Annotated in this window: 18 protein-coding genes and 1 pseudogene; 12 read left to right on the forward strand and 7 right to left on the reverse strand. The window is 37.1% G+C overall.

What is annotated here, in order from left to right; genetic code table 11:
- The first annotated feature begins 25 nt into the window (after positions 1-25).
- Positions 26-847 (forward strand): bifunctional riboflavin kinase/FAD synthetase, encoded by an 822-nt coding sequence (locus tag ETP70_RS04240; RefSeq protein WP_151900012.1) that lies wholly within the window; start codon positions 26-28, stop codon positions 845-847.
- Between the two features lie 29 nt (positions 848-876).
- Here ETP70_RS04240 and ETP70_RS04245 read toward each other — a convergent pair whose 3' ends face one another.
- Positions 877-1,317 (reverse strand): FAD synthase family protein, encoded by a 441-nt coding sequence (locus tag ETP70_RS04245; protein ID WP_151900013.1) that lies wholly within the window; start codon positions 1,315-1,317, stop codon positions 877-879.
- Between the two features lie 95 nt (positions 1,318-1,412).
- Here ETP70_RS04245 and ETP70_RS04250 point away from each other — a divergent pair, with 95 nt between their 5' ends.
- From ETP70_RS04250 to ETP70_RS04260, 3 genes are read left to right on the forward strand one after another with little or no spacing between them, the layout of a single operon-like run.
- On the forward strand, positions 1,413-2,042 hold the full coding sequence (locus ETP70_RS04250; protein WP_151900014.1) for a CDP-alcohol phosphatidyltransferase family protein: 630 nt from the start codon (positions 1,413-1,415) through the stop codon (positions 2,040-2,042).
- 46 nt (positions 2,043-2,088) lie between these two features.
- Positions 2,089-3,357 (forward strand): PHP domain-containing protein, encoded by a 1,269-nt coding sequence (locus ETP70_RS04255; protein ID WP_151900015.1) that lies wholly within the window; start codon positions 2,089-2,091, stop codon positions 3,355-3,357.
- Positions 3,358-3,361: 4 nt separating this feature from the next.
- A complete protein-coding gene (locus ETP70_RS04260; protein ID WP_151900016.1) occupies positions 3,362-4,366 on the forward strand; it encodes a tRNA pseudouridine(13) synthase TruD in 1,005 nt (334 codons plus the stop codon).
- Here the strand turns inward: ETP70_RS04260 and ETP70_RS04265 are convergent.
- On the reverse strand, positions 4,361-6,043 hold the full coding sequence (locus ETP70_RS04265) for a bifunctional diguanylate cyclase/phosphodiesterase (RefSeq protein ID WP_151900017.1): 1,683 nt from the start codon (positions 6,041-6,043) through the stop codon (positions 4,361-4,363). The two genes, ETP70_RS04260 and ETP70_RS04265, sit on opposite strands and share 6 nt — an antisense overlap.
- A 27-nt stretch (positions 6,044-6,070) precedes the next feature.
- A pseudogene (locus ETP70_RS12800) lies at positions 6,071-6,963 on the reverse strand (cation diffusion facilitator family transporter).
- A 61-nt stretch (positions 6,964-7,024) separates the two neighbouring features.
- Here ETP70_RS12800 and cmoB point away from each other — a divergent pair.
- Positions 7,025-7,918, forward strand: coding sequence for a tRNA 5-methoxyuridine(34)/uridine 5-oxyacetic acid(34) synthase CmoB (gene cmoB, locus ETP70_RS04275; protein WP_151900018.1), 894 nt, complete (start codon positions 7,025-7,027; stop codon positions 7,916-7,918).
- Entirely contained in the window at positions 7,918-8,409 is a 492-nt protein-coding gene (locus ETP70_RS04280; RefSeq protein WP_188110046.1) for a PaaI family thioesterase, read from the forward strand. The genes cmoB and ETP70_RS04280 overlap by 1 nt, the downstream gene beginning before the upstream one ends.
- 18 nt (positions 8,410-8,427) lie before the next feature.
- Here ETP70_RS04280 and ETP70_RS04285 read toward each other — a convergent pair whose 3' ends face one another.
- Both ETP70_RS04285 and ETP70_RS04290 read right to left on the reverse strand, forming a co-directional pair.
- Positions 8,428-9,027: a class I SAM-dependent DNA methyltransferase gene (locus ETP70_RS04285; RefSeq protein ID WP_151900020.1), complete on the reverse strand. Its 600-nt coding sequence runs from the start codon at positions 9,025-9,027 to the stop codon at positions 8,428-8,430.
- A 9-nt stretch (positions 9,028-9,036) separates the two neighbouring features.
- Positions 9,037-9,630, reverse strand: a complete 594-nt coding sequence (locus tag ETP70_RS04290; protein WP_151900021.1) for an MBL fold metallo-hydrolase — start codon at positions 9,628-9,630, stop codon at positions 9,037-9,039.
- 40 nt (positions 9,631-9,670) lie between these two features.
- Between ETP70_RS04290 and ETP70_RS04295 the strand changes: the two genes are divergently transcribed.
- Genes ETP70_RS04295 through ETP70_RS04305 form a run of 3 tightly spaced genes read left to right on the forward strand, consistent with a single transcriptional unit; the run spans position 9,671 to position 11,863 of the window.
- Entirely contained in the window at positions 9,671-10,486 is an 816-nt protein-coding gene (locus ETP70_RS04295) for a ferritin-like domain-containing protein (protein ID WP_151900022.1), read from the forward strand.
- A gap of 34 nt (positions 10,487-10,520) precedes the next feature.
- Positions 10,521-10,799, forward strand: a complete 279-nt coding sequence (locus ETP70_RS04300) for a hypothetical protein (protein WP_151900023.1) — start codon at positions 10,521-10,523, stop codon at positions 10,797-10,799.
- A gap of 50 nt (positions 10,800-10,849) precedes the next feature.
- Positions 10,850-11,863 carry a transporter gene (locus ETP70_RS04305; RefSeq protein WP_151900024.1) on the forward strand — a complete coding sequence of 338 codons (1,014 nt, stop codon included), beginning with the start codon at positions 10,850-10,852 and terminating at the stop codon, positions 11,861-11,863.
- Positions 11,864-11,871: 8 nt separating this feature from the next.
- On the opposite strand, the gene ETP70_RS04310 is transcribed toward ETP70_RS04305, so the two are convergent.
- Positions 11,872-13,734 (reverse strand): nitrate- and nitrite sensing domain-containing protein, encoded by a 1,863-nt coding sequence (locus tag ETP70_RS04310; protein WP_151900025.1) that lies wholly within the window; start codon positions 13,732-13,734, stop codon positions 11,872-11,874.
- Positions 13,735-13,966: 232 nt separating this feature from the next.
- Here ETP70_RS04310 and ETP70_RS04315 point away from each other — a divergent pair, with 232 nt between their 5' ends.
- From ETP70_RS04315 to ETP70_RS04325, 3 genes are read left to right on the forward strand one after another with little or no spacing between them, the layout of a single operon-like run.
- A complete protein-coding gene (locus tag ETP70_RS04315; protein ID WP_151900026.1) occupies positions 13,967-14,773 on the forward strand; it encodes an NAD+ synthase in 807 nt (268 codons plus the stop codon).
- A 16-nt stretch (positions 14,774-14,789) separates the two neighbouring features.
- Entirely contained in the window at positions 14,790-15,926 is a 1,137-nt protein-coding gene (locus ETP70_RS04320) for a DegT/DnrJ/EryC1/StrS family aminotransferase (protein ID WP_188110047.1), read from the forward strand.
- Entirely contained in the window at positions 15,927-16,817 is an 891-nt protein-coding gene (locus ETP70_RS04325) for a tetraacyldisaccharide 4'-kinase (RefSeq protein WP_151900027.1), read from the forward strand. It abuts the gene before it with no gap.
- On the opposite strand, the gene ETP70_RS04330 is transcribed toward ETP70_RS04325, so the two are convergent.
- Positions 16,801-18,087, reverse strand: a complete 1,287-nt coding sequence (locus ETP70_RS04330; protein ID WP_151900028.1) for an APC family permease — start codon at positions 18,085-18,087, stop codon at positions 16,801-16,803. The genes ETP70_RS04325 and ETP70_RS04330 overlap by 17 nt on opposite strands.

Genomic DNA, 18,087 nt, shown 5'->3' on the forward strand with positions numbered 1-18,087 from the left:
AGAAGAAAAAAATGAAGGTGCAAATATGAGAAAAAGCACATCAATCGCCATAGGCGGATTTGACGGAATGCACATCGGGCATCAGGCACTTTTTCGTGAGCTTGATGACAACGGTACTATTGTTGTGATTGAGACAGGATATGCCAACCTGACACCTGACGGATTTAGACAACGCTATACAAAGCATCGTATTGTCTATCTGAAGCTGGATGATATACGGCATTTGGACGGAGAGGGTTTTGTTGCTTTTTTACAAAAAAAGTTTCCGAAATTAAAAAAAATAGTTGTGGGATATGATTTTCATTTTGGCAAAGACAGAAAATATTCCTATGAAGATTTAAAACAATTATTTAAAGGAGATGTAGTTGTGGTAGACGAGGTCAAACATAACAACGACTCGGTACATTCGCATAAAATAAGGGCAAAACTCCAAATAGGCGACATAAAAGGTGCCAATGATTTTCTCGGACACAACTATATGATTACCGGTATAAGAGTTGACGGACAGGGTCTGGGCTCCCGGGAACTTGTTCCGACAATCAACCTGAGAGTGAAGGGTTTTTTACTGCCAAAGGAGGGAGTGTACGCAACGTTTACTCGCATTGACGATGAAGAACATTTTCATCCATCGGTAAGTTTTATAGGACACCGTATAACAACGGACGGCAGTTTTGCGGTAGAGACACACATACTTGACGGTGTGGTTACATGTAAAGAAAAAGCTGAAATAAGTTTTGTTGATTTTATACGAAACAATGAGAAGTTTGACTCTTTAAATAACTTAAAAGAGGCAATTAAAAAAGATATAACGATTGCAAATCGGATGCTAAAAAGATTGGAATTGTAAGTATCAGTTTTATTGTAACTTTTATACTGTTACAGGATATGTGCCATATATTTTCCCTTGTGTAGTTGGGCAATAACATTTTGCTTGATTTTTGTAGAAGAAGTCTGTGGATTATAACTGACCTGTACTATTTTTCTGTCTTTTGATTTGAGGTAATCTTCTACTGCTATATTATGCGGTTGATCGCCCCAGTCTTCTCCAATGACAAAAATATCTGCATTTACTGCTTCACAGGCTGTGACATATTCAAGTTCGTGGTATGCTCTTACATCATCAACACATTTGAGTGCTTTGAGCATCTCCATACGTTGGGCCAAAGGAACCACAGGAACATTTGGTTTGTAAGAGTTGACAACCTGATCAGATGCAACACCGACTACAAGTGTATTCCCCAGTGTTTTACAGTATTCTAATAAGGCCAGATGCCCCACATGTAATAAATCAAAAGTTCCGACAGTATATATAATCATTATTTTGTTTCCTTTTGTAATATAATTAAGATATTTTAGATATAATACCATAAATATATTTAATATTCAGTAAAAATTTGATAAGGATTCAATTTATGACCAAACAACCAACGATTCTCTCTTATGTGAGAGATATTCCCAACCTTTTATCGCTTTCAGGATTAGCCTGTACACTTTTAGCCATCTATTTTAGTATCACCGGTATTTATTATGCGGCTATGATTGGTATGGTTTGGGCTGTTGCATTTGACTGGGCGGATGGTTTGGTAGCCAGAAGGCTTAAAGGAAGAACTTCTACAGATGCGAAATTCGGAGGGCAGTTGGATGTTTTGATAGACATTGTAAGCTACGGTGTGACGCCTGCTGTATTGCTTTTGAGTTATGGACATTTTGAGCCTGTATACCTTATAGGCGCATTTATAATGATAAGTGCGGCTGCTGTGCGACTCAGTTATTTCAGTACATACGGACTTGCCGGAGGAACAAAATATACAGGACTTGCATTGGATAACAACAGTCTTATTTTGGTTTTCATTTTTTTGTTTGAAGGTTTTTTTACGCATGAAGTCTTTTCTGCCGTTTTATATATAAGCGGGGTAACTCTTGCGATACTGAATGTGTCAGAAATTAAAACACCAAAACTTTCCGGAAATCCGAGGAATGTCTATCTGCTAGGTATGTATACGCTTGGAATATCAGCTGTATACGGATTTTTTCTGAGATAAGCAAGTACAGAATATGCCAAAATTATAAAAACAAACAGGAAAATCAATGAAGATAACACCAAATGTAGTGGTGGAAAATGAAAATACCGCTTACAAAATTACTCTTAAAAATACGAGTAATATTGAATCTGTAGAAGTCCTCTCACGAGGGGATTATTATCATAAAGACAAGATAGACTATACTGTACAAAACAATCATATTGTATTTGCATACACCATGAACTATCTTGGAGAGTTTATTGTAAAAGTCAATTTTACCTATAAAGAGTCTAAGTCCGTTTGTCTTTACTGCGTTGACAAAGAGATGATACAGTTAAGACCTTTCAAGGGTGATTTGCATATGCATTCTGTGTATTCTGATGGTAAAACAACACCTTTTGCAATGGCTTTGGCCTCTTTGCAGGCAGGGATGGATTTTGTGAGCATTACTGACCATGACAGCTACGAAGGCTCTCTTGAGGCGATAGAAAAAGTACAACAGAACAATATAGACATTTTGGTACTGCCCGGTGAGGAAGTGAGTGTCGGCGGGAAAAAAGATATGTCGATTGCCCAGGGAAACGGACATATATTATCTGTCAATGCAGACAAATCTATCCAAAAGCAGAGAGAAAAGAGCGAAATATACGAAAAAGAGCTTCAGGATATTGTCAAAAGACTGCAAAAAGAAGATATAGATACAAAAATTGATCTTTTTCATTATGCAAAAAACATTTGGGTTATCGAAAAAATAAAAGAGGCACAGGGTGTATCCATCCTGGCGCATCCAAACTGGGTATACAGAGACGGAAAGTACCATCTTCATCAGGCTTTTTACAAAGAGATGCTTAAAAGTTCGCATCTTGACGGTGTTGAAGTTTTTGGAGAGGAAAAAATCAAAGAGTATAACAACATGACACACCTGACTGCGCTTCAAATAAGAAACAAACACAAGTATCTGGCACCGTTTGCCAATTCGGATGCGCATGACAGCGATCATGAAGTGGGAGAGCGTTTTAGCATTGTATTTGCAAAAGAAAGGTCTGCTGAAAATATTACTCATGCAATCAAAAAAGGGCTTAGCTGTGCTGTTTATAAAAGAGAAAACAATGAACATCAGTTCATAGGAAAAGATGAACTGGCACAGTATGTTTATTTTTTAATCAAAGAGTATTATCCAAAGCATAACAGTTTAAAAAGCAGATTGGCAAAACTTTATATGGACCAATTGATAAATGGGACAAGTTTTCAAAAAAAAATTGATGCGGTACAGTTGAAATTAAAAAATCATGCAAATGCATTTTTTTTAGATACAATTAGCATAAAAAAGAAGTAGACATTTGAACAGAGAATATTTAGAAAACAAAGAGACCATACATTTTAAATTTGAACAAAACAAGGAAGACTTTACAGTAGATGAGATTCCTTTGGCATTTAAAGGCAATGGTAACTTTGTTGTATTACATGTAAAGAAAGTAGAACTCACAACCTGGGATATGATAGCAGCATTTGCTGAATTTCTCAACATACCTGCTGAAAAAATAGGCTATGCAGGACTTAAAGACAAACATGCAACAACGACACAGTATATTTCTGTCGAAGCGAAGTATGAAAAACAGCTCAAAAAATTTAGGCATCCTCAGATAAAAATACTCAATACGACAAGACATACCCACTCCATACGGATGGGTGATCTGGCCGGAAACCGTTTTAGCATCAATCTTTTTGGTGTTTCACAGATTGAAGCAGGACGTATTGAAAAGCTGGCTAGAAAAAGTGAAAAAAACGGCTTGCCCAACTATTTTGGATATCAAAGATTTGGACGGGATGAAGATTCAATAGAACAGGCCCGTGCGATGATAGCCGGAGACTTACATGTAAACGATGCAAAGCTGAAAAAGTTTCTTGTTTCTATTTATCAGAGTTTGTATTTCAATGACTGGTTGAAAGAGAGAATTCTTTTGAGCAGAGAAAAAAACGGCGGAAAGTTTATGCTTTTAGAGGGGGATGTTTATCTTTCAGATGAAGAAAAACTCTTTACGCCGAAAAACACTCCTCAACAGGATTTCCAAGCAAAAAAAGTGGTACCGACAGGACTTTTGCCCGGACGGAATGTATACCGTGCCAGAGGCGAGGCAAGAGCAATAGAAGCGAAATATGATGATGAGTTTTTATATGACAAAGGCATGCGTCGGGCGGCTTTGGTCTATCCGCAAGATATTACATGTAAGTATAAAAACCATTTTGATATTTTAAACATTGCTTTTACCCTGCCAAAAGGTTCCTATGCCACAGTCTTTTTGGAAAATATCGCCAATAAAAACTTTAAAGCAAAAAGATTATAAGCCATCTATAAGAAGTTTTGTAGCAGTTTTGGCATCAACAGGTTTTGAATAGAAGTATCCTTGGATAGTATGAATACCAAGGTTGCTAAAGAAGTCAATTTGTTCTTTTGTCTCAACTCCTTCAACAACACATTTTAAGTTAAAGGTATCGGCAATTGATTTTATAATTCGAACAAGATCCTCATCCTTTTTATGTCCAGGAATTTTATCAACAAATGCTTTGTCGACTTTAATCTCATCAAGTGGCAATTTATGAATATATTGCAGTGATGAGTATCCAGTTCCAAAGTCATCTAGAGAGAGTTTAATACTTAGGTTTTTAAGTTCATCAATGGATTGGAGTTCTTGCATATTAAGGCTCATTAATTCATTTTCTGTTACCTCAATTGTGAGGTATTGTAGTAGGTCACTGTTTTCTTCAAGAAGTTTAAAAACTCTCATACTATTAAAATCTCCGGTAGTAAAATTTACCGATACTGAAACTTTTTTCCCCATATCGTGCCATTGTCTTAATTGATGCAGAGATTTTTTTAACATGATATAGTCGATATCATTAATGATATTGTTTTTAGTTGCAATACCTAAAAACAAACTTGGAGGTATAACTTTAGAATTACTTTGCATTCTTACAAGTGCTTCAAAACTGAGTATGGCTTTTGTTCTTGAATCTACTTTTGCTTGATAGTATGGAATGAAGCTTTCATTTTGAACAGATTTTTCTAATTCTTCAAGAACAAAATGTTGTTGTGCTATATTGTCTCCCATATCAGAGTTATAAAATAAAGCAGTTTCATTTTTCATATTTTTTGCTATTTGTAAAGCAGTATTTGCATCTGTTATCATATTTTGAGTACTATTTGCATCTTTGGGAAACTTTGAGATACCTATGGAAAAATTTATTTTCACCTGTATCCCAGAAACAGTAAATGGCTTCATAAATGTTAATTTTATACTTTGAAGTGCCTGAGTAATGTCATAAGAAGAGTCAAGCAATAAAACAAATTCATCTGCACTGTAGCGATATAACAAATCTTCAGAGAATAACCTTTTTAAAATTTCTGAACTTTTTTGTAAAATTAAATCACCATGTATATGTCCATATGTATTATTAAACATTTTAAAATTGTCTATATCTAAAAAGAGAAGTGAAAATTTTTCTTTTTTTGCTATGAGCGTGTCTACATTTTCAAATAAAGATTTTTTATTGAGCAGGTTTGTGAGTTGATCGTGTGTTTCAAGGTGTTTAGCATATTTATTACTTAAATCAAGTTTTTCTTTGGCTAGAATTTTATCTGTTACATCATAAACGATACCAATCATTTTGATTGGTTTGTTATTTTTGTCTTTTACAAGAAAAGCTTTTTCATGTACCCATACGACTTTACCATTTTTAAGTTTAATTTTGTGCTCGAGATTGTAGAAGTCTTTTTTCCCGCTTAAAACATCTTCAATCTCTTTAAAGACAATCGCCTTCGTTTCATCATCAATTACATTTAAAAATTTTTCAAAGGAGGGTTTATAATCATCAGCATCTTCACCGTATATTTCGATTTTTTGCCGGCTCCACAGGACATCATTTGTTTTTATGTCCCATTCCCAGTATCCGACATGTGCAACATCCATCGCTATTTCAAAAAGTTTTTTAAATTCGTTTTTATTTATATCTTGTATAGGCATGTGCAAATTATAACATATTTTTATTTATTACCATTCTTCCTCTTCTTCATTGATATCTGAATCATCATATGGGTCCATATGAGTGAGTATATGGACTTTTTTATCTGGAAAAAGTCCTTTTATTTTTGCTTCAATCCTGTCTGATATGAGATGGGCATCGTAGAGTGATATGCTCACATTAAAGACAAGATGGTAAGAGATAAAGATATGCGAACCTGCTTCACGTGTCTGCAGGTAATGGTAGGCTGTAATCTCTTTTTCATTTTTGAGAATTTCTTCTATTTTTTCGATATCTTCTTTTGGCAGGGCAACATCAAGAAGCATCAAAACTCCTTCTTTTACTATAGGTATGGCAGAGTAAATCATGTAAAATGCAATGGCAATACCTAAAACAGGATCTATAAGATATTCTCCTGTATACTGGATGGCTACAAGTGCAAAAAGAACAGCACCGTTTGAAAATATGTCTGTTTTGTAGTGCAGCGCATCGGCTTTTATAACCATGTTTCCTGTTTTTTTGCCACATATGATAAAAAGAGGACTAAAAAACCTGTGATGACAAAAGATGCCACCATTACAGTGATACTCTCATTCATGTGCTGCATTGCTTTTGGGTGCACTATTTTAGAAATTGCTTCATATAGAATAAAAAGTGCCGAGAGCGAAATTATTGTTCCTTCCATGACAGCCGCAAGCGGTTCAAGTTTTGCCCGTCCAAAGTGAAATTTGTCATCCGGGTGTTTTTCTGCATTGTGAAGCGCAAAATAGTTAAAGAGCGAAACCGTTAAATCGAGGAGAGAATCAATGGCAGATGCCAAAACGGCGATAGATCCGCTTAATATTCCGACAGTGAGTTTAAGCAGTATCAATACAGTAGCCACACTGCTTGAAACAACGGTCGCTTTCTTTTCTAATCGCATAAAAATCCTTAATTATTATTTAGATATAATTGTACTTAAACTTAACTATAAAAAGCATAAAATGAACTTAGAAGAATTAAGACAAGAGAGACAAAAATGGATGCAGTGGAAAAACATAGCACCCCTGAGAAAAGCGATTGAGAGCCTTGCGGCAGTTACATGCAATGCTACGTTTGGGGATGTGGTAAAAATCAGCGGTGTCTGTGATGAAAAAAAAGTGTATGAAACGGCAAAAATGCTGATGCCATGGCGCAAAGGACCCTTTCAAATCGGTGAAACATTTATAGACAGTGAGTGGAAAAGTAATATAAAATACAATCTGCTCAGACCCTATTTTGATTTAAAAAACAAAAGAGTTGCCGATATAGGCTGTAACAACGGGTACTATATGTTTCGGATGCAAGAAGACGAACCAAAACTTTTAGTCGGTTTTGATCCTTCACCGCTCTATAAAACACAGTTTGATTTCATCAATCATTTTGTAAAAAGTGACATAGTGTATGAACTTTTGGGTGTTGAACATCTGCCGATATATGACGAAAAATTTGATATGATTTTTTGTTTGGGTGTTTTGTACCACAGAAGTGATCCTGTTGCCATGTTAAAATCACTCTATAAGGGATTGGACAAAAAAGGCGAAGTGATTTTAGATACATTTTATATAGATGGCGATGAGGAGATGGCACTCTGTCCTGAGTTTTCTTACTCCAAAATACCCAACATCTATTTTGTACCGACGATAAAAGCATTGAAAAACTGGTGTCTGCGTGCCGGATTTGATGGATTTAAAGTATTATGTACTTCTGTTACAGATGCTGATGAACAGCGTAAAACAGAGTGGATAGAGGGGCAGTCACTGGAAGACTTCCTTGATCCGGATGATAACACAAAAACAGTAGAAGGCTATCCTGCGCCGCAAAGAGTCTATGTGAAACTGATAAAGGATAAAAAATAATGAAAAATGAACAACTTGATGATGAATTAGAACTTGAAGAGTATAGAAATACAGAAAATGAAGTGATGATTCAAACACATGAAAAGGTCAACCAAAATCTTTGTGGTGAAGTGATAAAGATGCAAGAGGGATATGTGGAATTGAGCCTTGAGACTATTCCTGACATGCTTGCTGATGAGGTCGGATTGATTCATGGCGGTTTTATTTTTGGTGCTGCTGATTATGCAGCTATGCTTGCAGTAAACGAACGAAATGTTGTTTTGGTAGCAAGTGACTGCCAGTTTCTCTCTCCTGTAAAATTGCATGATGTTGTTGATGTTGTTGCAAAAGTAAGACATAAAGAAGGGCGCAAAAGAAATGTACATGTACAGGCTTTTGTTCTGGATATAAAAGTTTTTGAAGGAGAATTTAAAACTGTTATAACAGACAAGCATGTTTTAAAACTCAAACTGCTGGATGAGGAAGAGCAAAAGAGCGGAACACCAGAGTAAAAAGGTTCAGCCCACCTCTTACTCTTTGTTTGCTGTGAGTAAAAATATTCCAAAATCTTTATGGGGTTTTTTGATTGTATTTATGTTTTGTATTTTTACATCTGCAAATCCATGTTTTTGGACGATGTCGCGCAGTGTTTGGGCATCGAATCCAAAATGGTGCACACCTGTATTGTCCGAGTGAAAGGTTCCGTCTTCCCTTTCCAAATCGGCAATGGCAATAAAACCGCCTTTTTTAATGTTTTTATAAATTGTTGCAAAAAAAGCATCCAAATCTTCTACATGATGCAGTGTCATTGAGCTGATAAGTCCGTCAAACTGCTGTTTGAGCGGTTCTTTGACAATATCTTGATGATAGGCTTTTATTGCCAGTTGCGGTGTGTTTTTTTCCTGAAGTTTTTCGAGCATTTTTGCCGAGGTGTCCACACCGTAAACCTGTTTTACTTTGGGAGCAATGCTAAATCCAAGCAGTCCTGTCCCCACGCCAAAGTCAAGTATCTCCATATGCTCACTCAGCGGTATCTCTTTTTCTATAGCATCAGCAATTGTTTTTGCGCCCTTCACACGTATGTCACCGCTGTCCCAGTTTTGTGCTTTTTCTTTAAAATGATCTTGCATTATTTTCCTTTAGAGTTGGTTGATCCAGTAGTCTGCATACTGCTGTTCCTGTTTGATCGAAGTATTGTCCCCGTGTCCCGGGTAGACAGTTTTGTCATAAGGAATCTGTTTGAATTTTTCTAAAGATTTTTTCATATCTTCAGGGCTGGAGTAAGGAAAATCCGTTCTGCCGATACTTCTTTGAAAAATAAAATCACCGCTGAACATTGCATGCCCGATTTCAATAGTGGAGCACCCCGGACAGTGTCCCGGAAAATGGGTAAATTTTACTTTTGTACCGTCAAAATCAAGCTCTTCGTCACCCTCAATGGCTACATCAGGAGTAGATGGCGGCAGATCCGGCATCCAGGTATTGTCTTGAAGCAGAGGAATGTCACCTTTTGGTGTGTAGAGTTTGACCCCCAGTTTCTCCTGAAGCTCTGCATTGCTCCACACATGGTCAAAATGGCCGTGTGTATTTAATATAGCTACAGGATTTGTAACATTGTTCAAAACCCACCCAGTGGCACCAACACCCGGGTCAATTATAAAATCTTTGCCATCAACTGTAGCAATATAACAATTTGTCTGATACGGTCCCATAGGCTGTTTTTTTATCTGCATTATAATCTCTTTTTTAGTGTTATTATAGCATCATATCGGTATGAATTTTTATAAAGAATTAGAGTTAATTTTACAGACAAAATCACCCAAAGAAAAAATCAGAAGATTTAATGATTTTTATGTGCATTACAAAGCGGGGAGCGCCGTTTTTGAAACAGAATACAAAGCAAAAGAGTTTTCAGAACCCTCATACAGTGTTACATGTAAGACAGTACCGCCTCAGGATGTTCCAAAAAGAACAAACCTCACAACAAAAGAGGGACAGGTGAATTTGCTGCATGCCATAGCACATATAGAATATTCTGCTATAGATCTGGCACTGGACGGGGCATACCGTTTTACAAATATGCCAAAAAAATATTATGATGACTGGCTGGAAGTTGCAGATGATGAGATACGCCATTTTTTACTGCTTGAAGAACTGTTGCATGAACTTGGGAGCAAGTATGGCGATGTGGAGGTGCATAATGCTCTTTTTGAAGCAAGTCAGCGAACACAGACTTTATTGGAGCGTATGGCAGTAGTTCCCCGTTATCTCGAAGCCAACGGCTTGGATGCTACACCGATGATACTGCAAAAAATCCAGAGAATGCCAAAAAATACTATGCTTGAAAAAATTACACATGCTTTACATGTAATCCTTGATGAAGAGGTTTCTCATGTGAAAAAGGGCGATGTCTGGTTTGAGTATGCCTGTGAAAAAGAGGGTGTAAATAAAGATGTCTATTTTGAAATTATAGACAAATATTATCCGCAAGGATTTTTACGTCCTAAAAATTTAAATCTTGAGGCAAGAAAAGCAGCAGGCTTTACATGTAATGAACTTAATATTATGGCAAAAAAAGAGGTGTGCTGATTTTTTGATATGAATTATATGTTATAATTCAAAAATGATAATAAGAAAGATTCTCAGAAAATACTTTGCCGCTCTTTTTGTAGTTGCGACACTTATGGCGGTTTTTCATCACCACAGTGACCTGGAAGTACATGAAGATTGTCAGATATGCAGTATCTCCTCCAATATCTTTGATGGTGATATTCAAAGAGAACCGGTCTATCTTCCTACACTTGGGCAGACACTCTGTTTTGTGCCTGTTTCTACTCTTTTTATATACATAAACGAAATTTACACTCCTCGTAATCCCAGAGCTCCCCCAAGTTATTCTTAATTTTCAAAAACAACTGTTTCAAATTTTTTTAATTATTAATAAGGATACTTATGCAAAAAAAACTCTTCAGAAAATTACAAATACTATCGCTGGCAGCATCAGCTGCTATAACGCCTTTATGGGCATGCAACTCTTCGCATGTCTTGGGAATGGGTGGCTCGAGCGCCGCGTATACACTTTCTGCAAATACAATGCAAAAAGGAAACTACTACATTGGCGTAAATGCTGAGCGTGTCCAGAACAACACACTCTCTGATCAAACCATAATATCAGCGATGCAAAACGGTTCAAGTCATTTGCACAATATTGATGCAATAGATTCCTATTCTCTCTCACTCTCTTACGGGCTCACAGAAAGATTGACACTCAGTATGCAACTTCCCTATGTTTCGCGTATAAATGTTCGTGCAGGTGAAGCAGATAATGGTTTATATGCAGTACATCCGCATGGAAATGCTCAGGGTATAGGCGATATTTCTACAATTTTACAGTATAAAGTGTATGACAAAGAGTTCAAAGTTGCTCTTTTAGCCGGAATAAAAGCACCAACAGGCAAAACTGATATAGCAGATGCAGGAGAAGTTCTTGAAGCGGATTTGCAGGCAGGAAGCGGCTCATGGGACTTTTTTGCCGGAGTTGCTCTGACAAAAGATTTTGACACTTTCTCTTTGCATGCAAACATACTGTACAAAAAAAATACAAAGGGTGTTGATGAGAGTCAATTGGGGGATATTTTTACCTACAATGCAGCATTTTCATACAAACTTTTTGCGCACCAGCATAATCAGAAGTTTTGCAGAGCAGATGAAAAAGAAGATTTTGGCTATTCTGTATCGCTTTTTGCTGAAATCAACGGAGAAAAAGCGTATAAAGATGATTTTGGTGGTGAGACCGCTTACAACACAGGACATCATGTTGTTTTTGCGACCGTAGGAACACAGGTCGCCATGCACAGCGGTTACTCGTTTTTTATAACATTTTCAAAACCGTTTTATCAGAATTTTAACGGAATACAAAATGATATAAACTACAAATCAAGTATAGGGTTTGGAAAAAGCTTTTAAAGCTTCTTCTAAACTTTTGTGTAAGAGTGCATATCATTGTAGCTATCTCTTACATGTAAAAACTCATCAAGATGTTCAAAGAAAATATCGACAAGTTCAGGGTCAAAATGTTTTCCTTTTTCTTCTTGTATTAATTTGAAAATTCTTTCATCATCCCATGCTTTTTTATAGCAACGTTCACTGCCAAGAGCATCAAAAACATCCGCAAGCGCAGTAATGCGTCCGTAAATATGAATATTTTTTCCACGTAAACCTCTTGGATAGCCGCTGCCGTCATATTTTTCGTGATGCTCATACGCAATGACTGCGGCAGTTTTCAAAAGCTCTCTTTGTGAGTTTTTAAAGAGCTGATAGCCTATTTCTGCATGGGTTTTCATCACTTTCCATTCTTCTTGTGTCAGCTTGCCTTTTTTGTTCAAGATATGATCAGGAATGGCAACTTTGCCTATATCATGCATCGGAGAAGCAATAGTGAGATATTTTGTCTCTTTTTCCCCCAAGCCGTAATGTTTTGCCAAGATCTGAGAATATAAGGCTACCCGTTTGACGTGGAAACCTGTTTCCTGACTTCGTGTTTCACCAATTTCACCCATTTTGAGAATAATATCTTCTTGCGTCTCTTCTATCTCTTTGTGGAGTTGTAAAATCTGTGTGATGTCATTTCTGATGGCAATAAACTCTTCAATTTCTCCTCTTTCATTTAAGATAGGGCTGATGGTCACTTCGACTATGTAAGAACTTCCGTCTTTTTTTCTGTTTTTTATAACGCCGGACCAGGCTCTTTTTTCTAAAACAGTGTGCCACATATCCCGGAACAGTGATTTTGGCATATCTTTGTGACGGACAATATTGTGCGGTTTTCCTAAAAGTTCTTCTTTTGTATAGCCTGAAATTATGCAGAATTTATCATTTACATAGGTGATTCTTCCGCTTCTGTCGGTTTTGGAAACAATGCTGCTTCTGTCAACAGCATTTTTGTATTCACTTAACAGTTTTAAGTTTCTCAAAATACTGTTTTTAATTTTGACTCCAAGCAAAAGCATAATCAAAGTGATGAGGACCAGTAGAAAAATATTTATAATCAGTTCTATTTTGAGTCTTGAGGCATATTTGTTTATCAAACTGTTAATATTGGCAAATTCCAGTTTTTGGAGTCTGTTAAATGCTTCTATAATAGCTGTAGCTTTATCAAACCATTCGTTTGGATCCTGTGTGACAGAAATATTTTGATGTTTTGTATACTTTTTAAATACATTTTGCAGCCATTGATAATTTTTCCCCTGAGCAATTGTATGAAACTCTTTCATCATCTCATCAGAAGCATATGTTAAAAAGTTTTGCTGTGCCAGATCATACTCGCCTTTTGCATGCATAGCTGTAAATACAAGTTGGTAGTTTTGTTTTTTCTGGGCAAACAATCCGCTGAGGGAACCTCGCATCTTGCCGGCGGCTTCTTTCATAAAAAGCAGGTTTGTGTAGGCATGAAACATCTGTTCAATCTCTTTTTCTTTGATTGTTTTGGTGATCATGAGATGATTTTGCAACAGATGGTATATGATTTTTGTATACTCGTTAAAAGCATCTATAGTGCTAAGAGAGAGTGATTGGACTTTTTTTCGGAGTTTTGCAAGTGTCTTTTTGTCGGGAGAATAATCTTCATGCAAAAAGATGATTTTAGCATATATACTGTCTGTATTTTGTTGCTGTTTGCGCAGTAGTGATTGAAATTTTGTTCCATGGGAGCCAAGATACCCGCTGCTGTAGCCTCTCTCTTTTTGAAGAGAGTTTATCAAAAGAGAAATATTTTGTATATGCAAAGCATCTTTTTTAAGATGAGAAAGGCCTTGAAGATTGTTATAGCTGTGTATCATTAAGAGTACAAATCCAAAAAATATAATGATTAAAGGCAGTGATACCAATAATTTCAGTTTGGATATTATTGTTGTTGAATTTATTATAAAACCTTTAAAAATAAAATTAGATCTTAATTTTACAATAAATTTGTTACAAAAACGTTAAAATCACTTTTCTTAAAAAAACATTTGTTACAAATTTTAGATATAATATTTTTTGTTAATAAGTTGTAAAGGTTTAGTATATATTATGAGTAAATATTCGCAGATAACTGACTATTTGGTTCTTTTTTTAGAAAATGAAGTGAAAAAGACAGGTATAAAAAAAGCAGTGGTTGGTTTGAGTGGCGGACTGGATTCTGCTGTGGTTGCTGTTTTGGCGAAAAAAGCATTTGGAGATGACCTGTTATGTGTTAAAATGCCATCACAATATTCATCACAAAACTCACTTGATGATGCGGATGAATTGTGTCGCGATTTCAATATGCGTTGTGTTGTCTGTAGTATTGCTCCAATGTTGCAAGCGTATGAAGAGATGCACCCTGATATGGATAATCTCAGAAAAGGAAACTTTTCATCACGCATGCGAATGGCAACATTGTTTGATATTTCGGCAAAAGAGAATGCTTTGGTACTTGGTACAAGCAATAAAAGTGAATTAATGCTCGGGTATGGCACACTTTACGGTGACTTGGCGTCGGCAGTGAATCCCATAGGAGATTTGTACAAAAGCGAAGTTTTTGAATTAGCCGAGTACTTACATGTAAGTAAAAGTATCATTGAAAAGCCGCCTTCGGCTGATTTGTGGAGCGGTCAAAGTGATGAGGCTGATTTGGGCTATACATATGCTCAACTTGACGCAGCGATGAAACTCTATGTGGATGAGAGACTTTCGCGTGAAGAAGTCATACAAAAGGGTGTTGACGAACGGATGTTGGATATGATTATAAAAAGAATTTTTAGAAATCATTTCAAAAGAAAGATGCCTGTGATTGCAAAGTTGACTTCAAGAACATTGAATCATGACTTTAATTATCCGCGCGATATTACATTATAAAACCTAGGAGTAAAAAATGAAAAATGAAAAACTGAGTATCCCTTTTAGTAAGTATGAAAGTTCCCGCGAGGCACACTCTAATGTGAGTGATGTACTCGACGGAGAAGATTTGTATCAGGTACCAAAACTTGAAGAAGAGTTTCGTGAGTATGTCGGATCAGAGTATGCGCTTGCTACATCGCACGGCACATCGGCACTGCACCTTGCCATGCTTGCACTTGACCTAAAACGCGGGGACAAAGTAATCTGCAGTGTAAATGCGCATCCGAGTGTACCTGAGGTTGTCCGCCATTTTGATGCTGAGCCTGTTTTTATTGATATAGCCGAAGACTCTTATAATATTGATCTCAATAAGTTAGAAAATTATTTGGAAGAAAACAAATCCAAAAAGCTCAAAGCGGTTATTATAACGCATATTGGCGGTATGACTGTAGATTTGGACAGAGTCTATTCGATGGCTTCCATATATAATGTCAAAATTGTTGAAGATGCAAGCGATGCTCTTGGTGCTACATACAAGGGAGTGAAAATAGGTGCAACAGGTGCAGATATAGTCTGTTTTAACTTTTCTCCGCATTTAAAGAAAAATATCTGTAACGGCGGGATGCTTGTGACCAATGATGAAGATATTATGCAAAGAGCAAGGTTGCTGGCAAATCATGCAATGGTACGCAATGAAAATGCTTTGGAGTATATTTATGATGTTGTAGATATTGGGAATGATTATGCACTGAGCCATTTAAATGCAGCCTATATCAGAGCGCAGGTAAAAGAACAGGATGAAAACATCGCAAGACAAAAAGAGATTGCCAAAATGTACAGTGAAGGACTTGAAGGGGTAGATCACATTATTACTCCGGATATGGATAATGAAGAGAATCCTTTTTCTCTTTATATAGTAAAAATAGATAAAAACCGCGATTCTTTTGCTGTAGCACTCAAAGAAGAGGGAATCGGGGCAGGATTGCATTATATTCCGCTTCATCTTTTATCGTATTATAAAAGCAAATATGCCCTGCGTGTTAATGATTTTCCAAGAGCACTGCGTTCATTCCAACAGGTACTTTCTTTACCGATTTATGCAAGTATGACTGATGAAGATGTACAAACAGTTATAAGTAAAATCAAAAAAATAGCAAAAACGAGAGTGTAATTGAAAAAAACGCTCGTTTTCTGGGTTGAAGAGTATTTCTACAACCCAACTCCTTTGCAAAAACTTCTCTCCTATCTACTGCTTCCGCTGAGTTGGCTCTATTGTATTATTATGTATGTTCGATACAAAGTACAGAGACCGGAGGATTTTGCTATGGAAATTGTCAGCGTTGGTAATCTGACTGTCGGCGGCAGTGGCAAAACTCCATTGGTAACAGCACTGGCAAAAGAGCACAAAAAACCTGCGATTATACTTCGTGGCTATGGACGAGCATCCAAAGGCTTGATTGTTGTCAAAAACGGCAATGAAATTTTATGTGATGTCAAAAGCAGCGGGGATGAAGCGATGATATATGCCAAAAAACTTCCAAATGCTACAGTCATAGTCAGTGAAGAGAGAAAAAGAGCCATACAAAAAGCAAAAGAGCTGGGTTGTGAGATAGTTTTTTTGGATGATGCCTACTCCAAACATGATATCAAAAAGCAAGATATACTCATAGATGTAAAAACAAAGAACAGTTCTTGTCTGCCTGCAGGTCCTTTTAGAGAGCGTCTGTGGCCGGGGAAAGAGGCTTTGCATGTAGAAGAGGAGAAAGATTTTTTTCGTAAGGTAAAACTTGTGAACCCGACACAAAAAATGAGTCTTGTGACCGCTATAGCAAGGCCACAACGACTTGATAAATATCTTCCTGCTGTTATTGCAAAGCATTATTTTGAAGACCATCACAGTTTTACAAAAGAAGAACTTGAAACAATTTTACAAAAAGATGCAGCGACTTCTCTTTTGGTAACATTTAAAGATTATGTAAAAATTGAGCATTTCGGACTGCCCCTTTCACTTCTGGATTTGGAAGTAAAAGTAAAAGAAGGTGTCTTTAGTGCGTTTGTTTAGAAATGATTCTTTGTTTGAAGTATCGCAGTAGATACTCTGTCGTAAAAGCAAGTGCAAAGGTCACTATAAGATAGTATGCAATCTCAGGCATGGTTTTATAGGTAGAATAGAGAGTAATTCCCGCAACGCCAAACATGGAAAAAATTGCCAAAACAACAAGATATTTTTTTGCGCCACTCTCCTGCAGAAGATTCAAATGCGCAATATGTGTACTTCCCTGAACGATGAGCATGACTATAGCGGCAACAGTTGTGATTTGCGCCAGGTTGAAAAAGAGTACCATCGGTATAATCAGCAACGCGCTGATAATGAGTCCTTCAAAAGAGCGGTAGATATTATATTCGTATATTTCAGGAAGATTTCCCTCTTTTGCCATTGTGTATCCTATGTCAGTTACGGCATAAAGTGTTGCATTGATAGCCGAGGCTGTTGCCAGGAGTGCTGTGGCGGCCATGATTTTAAATCCCCATTCACCAAAGATGGGCTTTGCCGCTTCAGCCAGAGCATAATCTTTTGTCTGAATAATTTTATCAAGCGGCAGGTTTCCTAAAACAGCGATACTTGTAAGTATGTATAAAGCTGCCACAATGAGCAAGGCGACAAACATAGAACGCATCATGGTCACTTTCGGATTCTCCATATCCTCGACTGAGTTTGTAATCACACTAAAACCCTGGTAGGCAAAAAACGTAATTCCGATGGCAAAGACCATACCGCTTACAGGAGGCATGTCCTCTACACTTAAAAGCTGAGGCTGTATCGTAAAAAGTGCCGCAAAAGCAAAGGTAACAAGGACTCCGAGTTTGATTATGACAATGATGTTTTCCGCCTTCGCAACAAAAACGGCACCGATAAGATTGATAAGGGTAAAAAAGGCGATAATACCTATGGCAAATATATTGACCCAGGTTGTATCTCCGTGGAGCATAAAAGTTGCGCTGTAGGTTCCAAATGATTTGGCAACGGCTGCAATGGCAATGAGTTGGGAAAAATAGAATATGACACCCATGGAACCGGAGAAAATGTTTTCTCCAAAACCCTGGACCAGATACTCGACTATCCCGCCGCGTGACTGGTAGCGTACTGCCAGCTTTGCCAGAGAGTAGCCGCTTAAAAGAGCTATAATCCCACCGAAAACAAAAGAGATCCAGACAATATTTCCAGCCATGGCCCCTGCCTGACCGATGACTATGAAAATTCCGGCACCGACCATGGAACCTATGCCTAAAAAGACGGCACTCCAGAGACCAAATGCTTTTGTCTTGTGCAT

This window comes from Sulfurimonas hydrogeniphila (assembly GCF_009068765.1).
GTDB classification, from domain to species: domain Bacteria; phylum Campylobacterota; class Campylobacteria; order Campylobacterales; family Sulfurimonadaceae; genus Sulfurimonas; species Sulfurimonas hydrogeniphila.

Excerpts from the sequence above, each read along its gene's own strand:
- ETP70_RS04240 (WP_151900012.1), top strand. The coding sequence starts at position 26 with ATGAGAAAAAGCACATCAATCGCCATAGGCGGATTTGACGGAATGCAC.
- ETP70_RS04245 (WP_151900013.1), bottom strand. The coding sequence starts at position 1,317 with ATGATTATATATACTGTCGGAACTTTTGATTTATTACATGTGGGGCAT.
- ETP70_RS04250 (WP_151900014.1), top strand. The coding sequence starts at position 1,413 with ATGACCAAACAACCAACGATTCTCTCTTATGTGAGAGATATTCCCAAC.
- ETP70_RS04255 (WP_151900015.1), top strand. The coding sequence starts at position 2,089 with ATGAAGATAACACCAAATGTAGTGGTGGAAAATGAAAATACCGCTTAC.
- ETP70_RS04265 (WP_151900017.1), bottom strand. The coding sequence starts at position 6,043 with ATGCCTATACAAGATATAAATAAAAACGAATTTAAAAAACTTTTTGAA.
- cmoB (WP_151900018.1), top strand. The coding sequence starts at position 7,025 with ATGAACTTAGAAGAATTAAGACAAGAGAGACAAAAATGGATGCAGTGG.
- ETP70_RS04280 (WP_188110046.1), top strand. The coding sequence starts at position 7,918 with ATGAAAAATGAACAACTTGATGATGAATTAGAACTTGAAGAGTATAGA.
- ETP70_RS04285 (WP_151900020.1), bottom strand. The coding sequence starts at position 9,027 with ATGCAAGATCATTTTAAAGAAAAAGCACAAAACTGGGACAGCGGTGAC.
- ETP70_RS04290 (WP_151900021.1), bottom strand. The coding sequence starts at position 9,630 with ATGCAGATAAAAAAACAGCCTATGGGACCGTATCAGACAAATTGTTAT.
- ETP70_RS04295 (WP_151900022.1), top strand. The coding sequence starts at position 9,671 with ATGAATTTTTATAAAGAATTAGAGTTAATTTTACAGACAAAATCACCC.
- ETP70_RS04300 (WP_151900023.1), top strand. The coding sequence starts at position 10,521 with ATGATAATAAGAAAGATTCTCAGAAAATACTTTGCCGCTCTTTTTGTA.
- ETP70_RS04305 (WP_151900024.1), top strand. The coding sequence starts at position 10,850 with ATGCAAAAAAAACTCTTCAGAAAATTACAAATACTATCGCTGGCAGCA.
- ETP70_RS04310 (WP_151900025.1), bottom strand. The coding sequence starts at position 13,734 with ATGATACACAGCTATAACAATCTTCAAGGCCTTTCTCATCTTAAAAAA.
- ETP70_RS04315 (WP_151900026.1), top strand. The coding sequence starts at position 13,967 with ATGAGTAAATATTCGCAGATAACTGACTATTTGGTTCTTTTTTTAGAA.
- ETP70_RS04320 (WP_188110047.1), top strand. The coding sequence starts at position 14,790 with ATGAAAAATGAAAAACTGAGTATCCCTTTTAGTAAGTATGAAAGTTCC.
- ETP70_RS04330 (WP_151900028.1), bottom strand. The coding sequence starts at position 18,087 with ATGCACAAGACAAAAGCATTTGGTCTCTGGAGTGCCGTCTTTTTAGGC.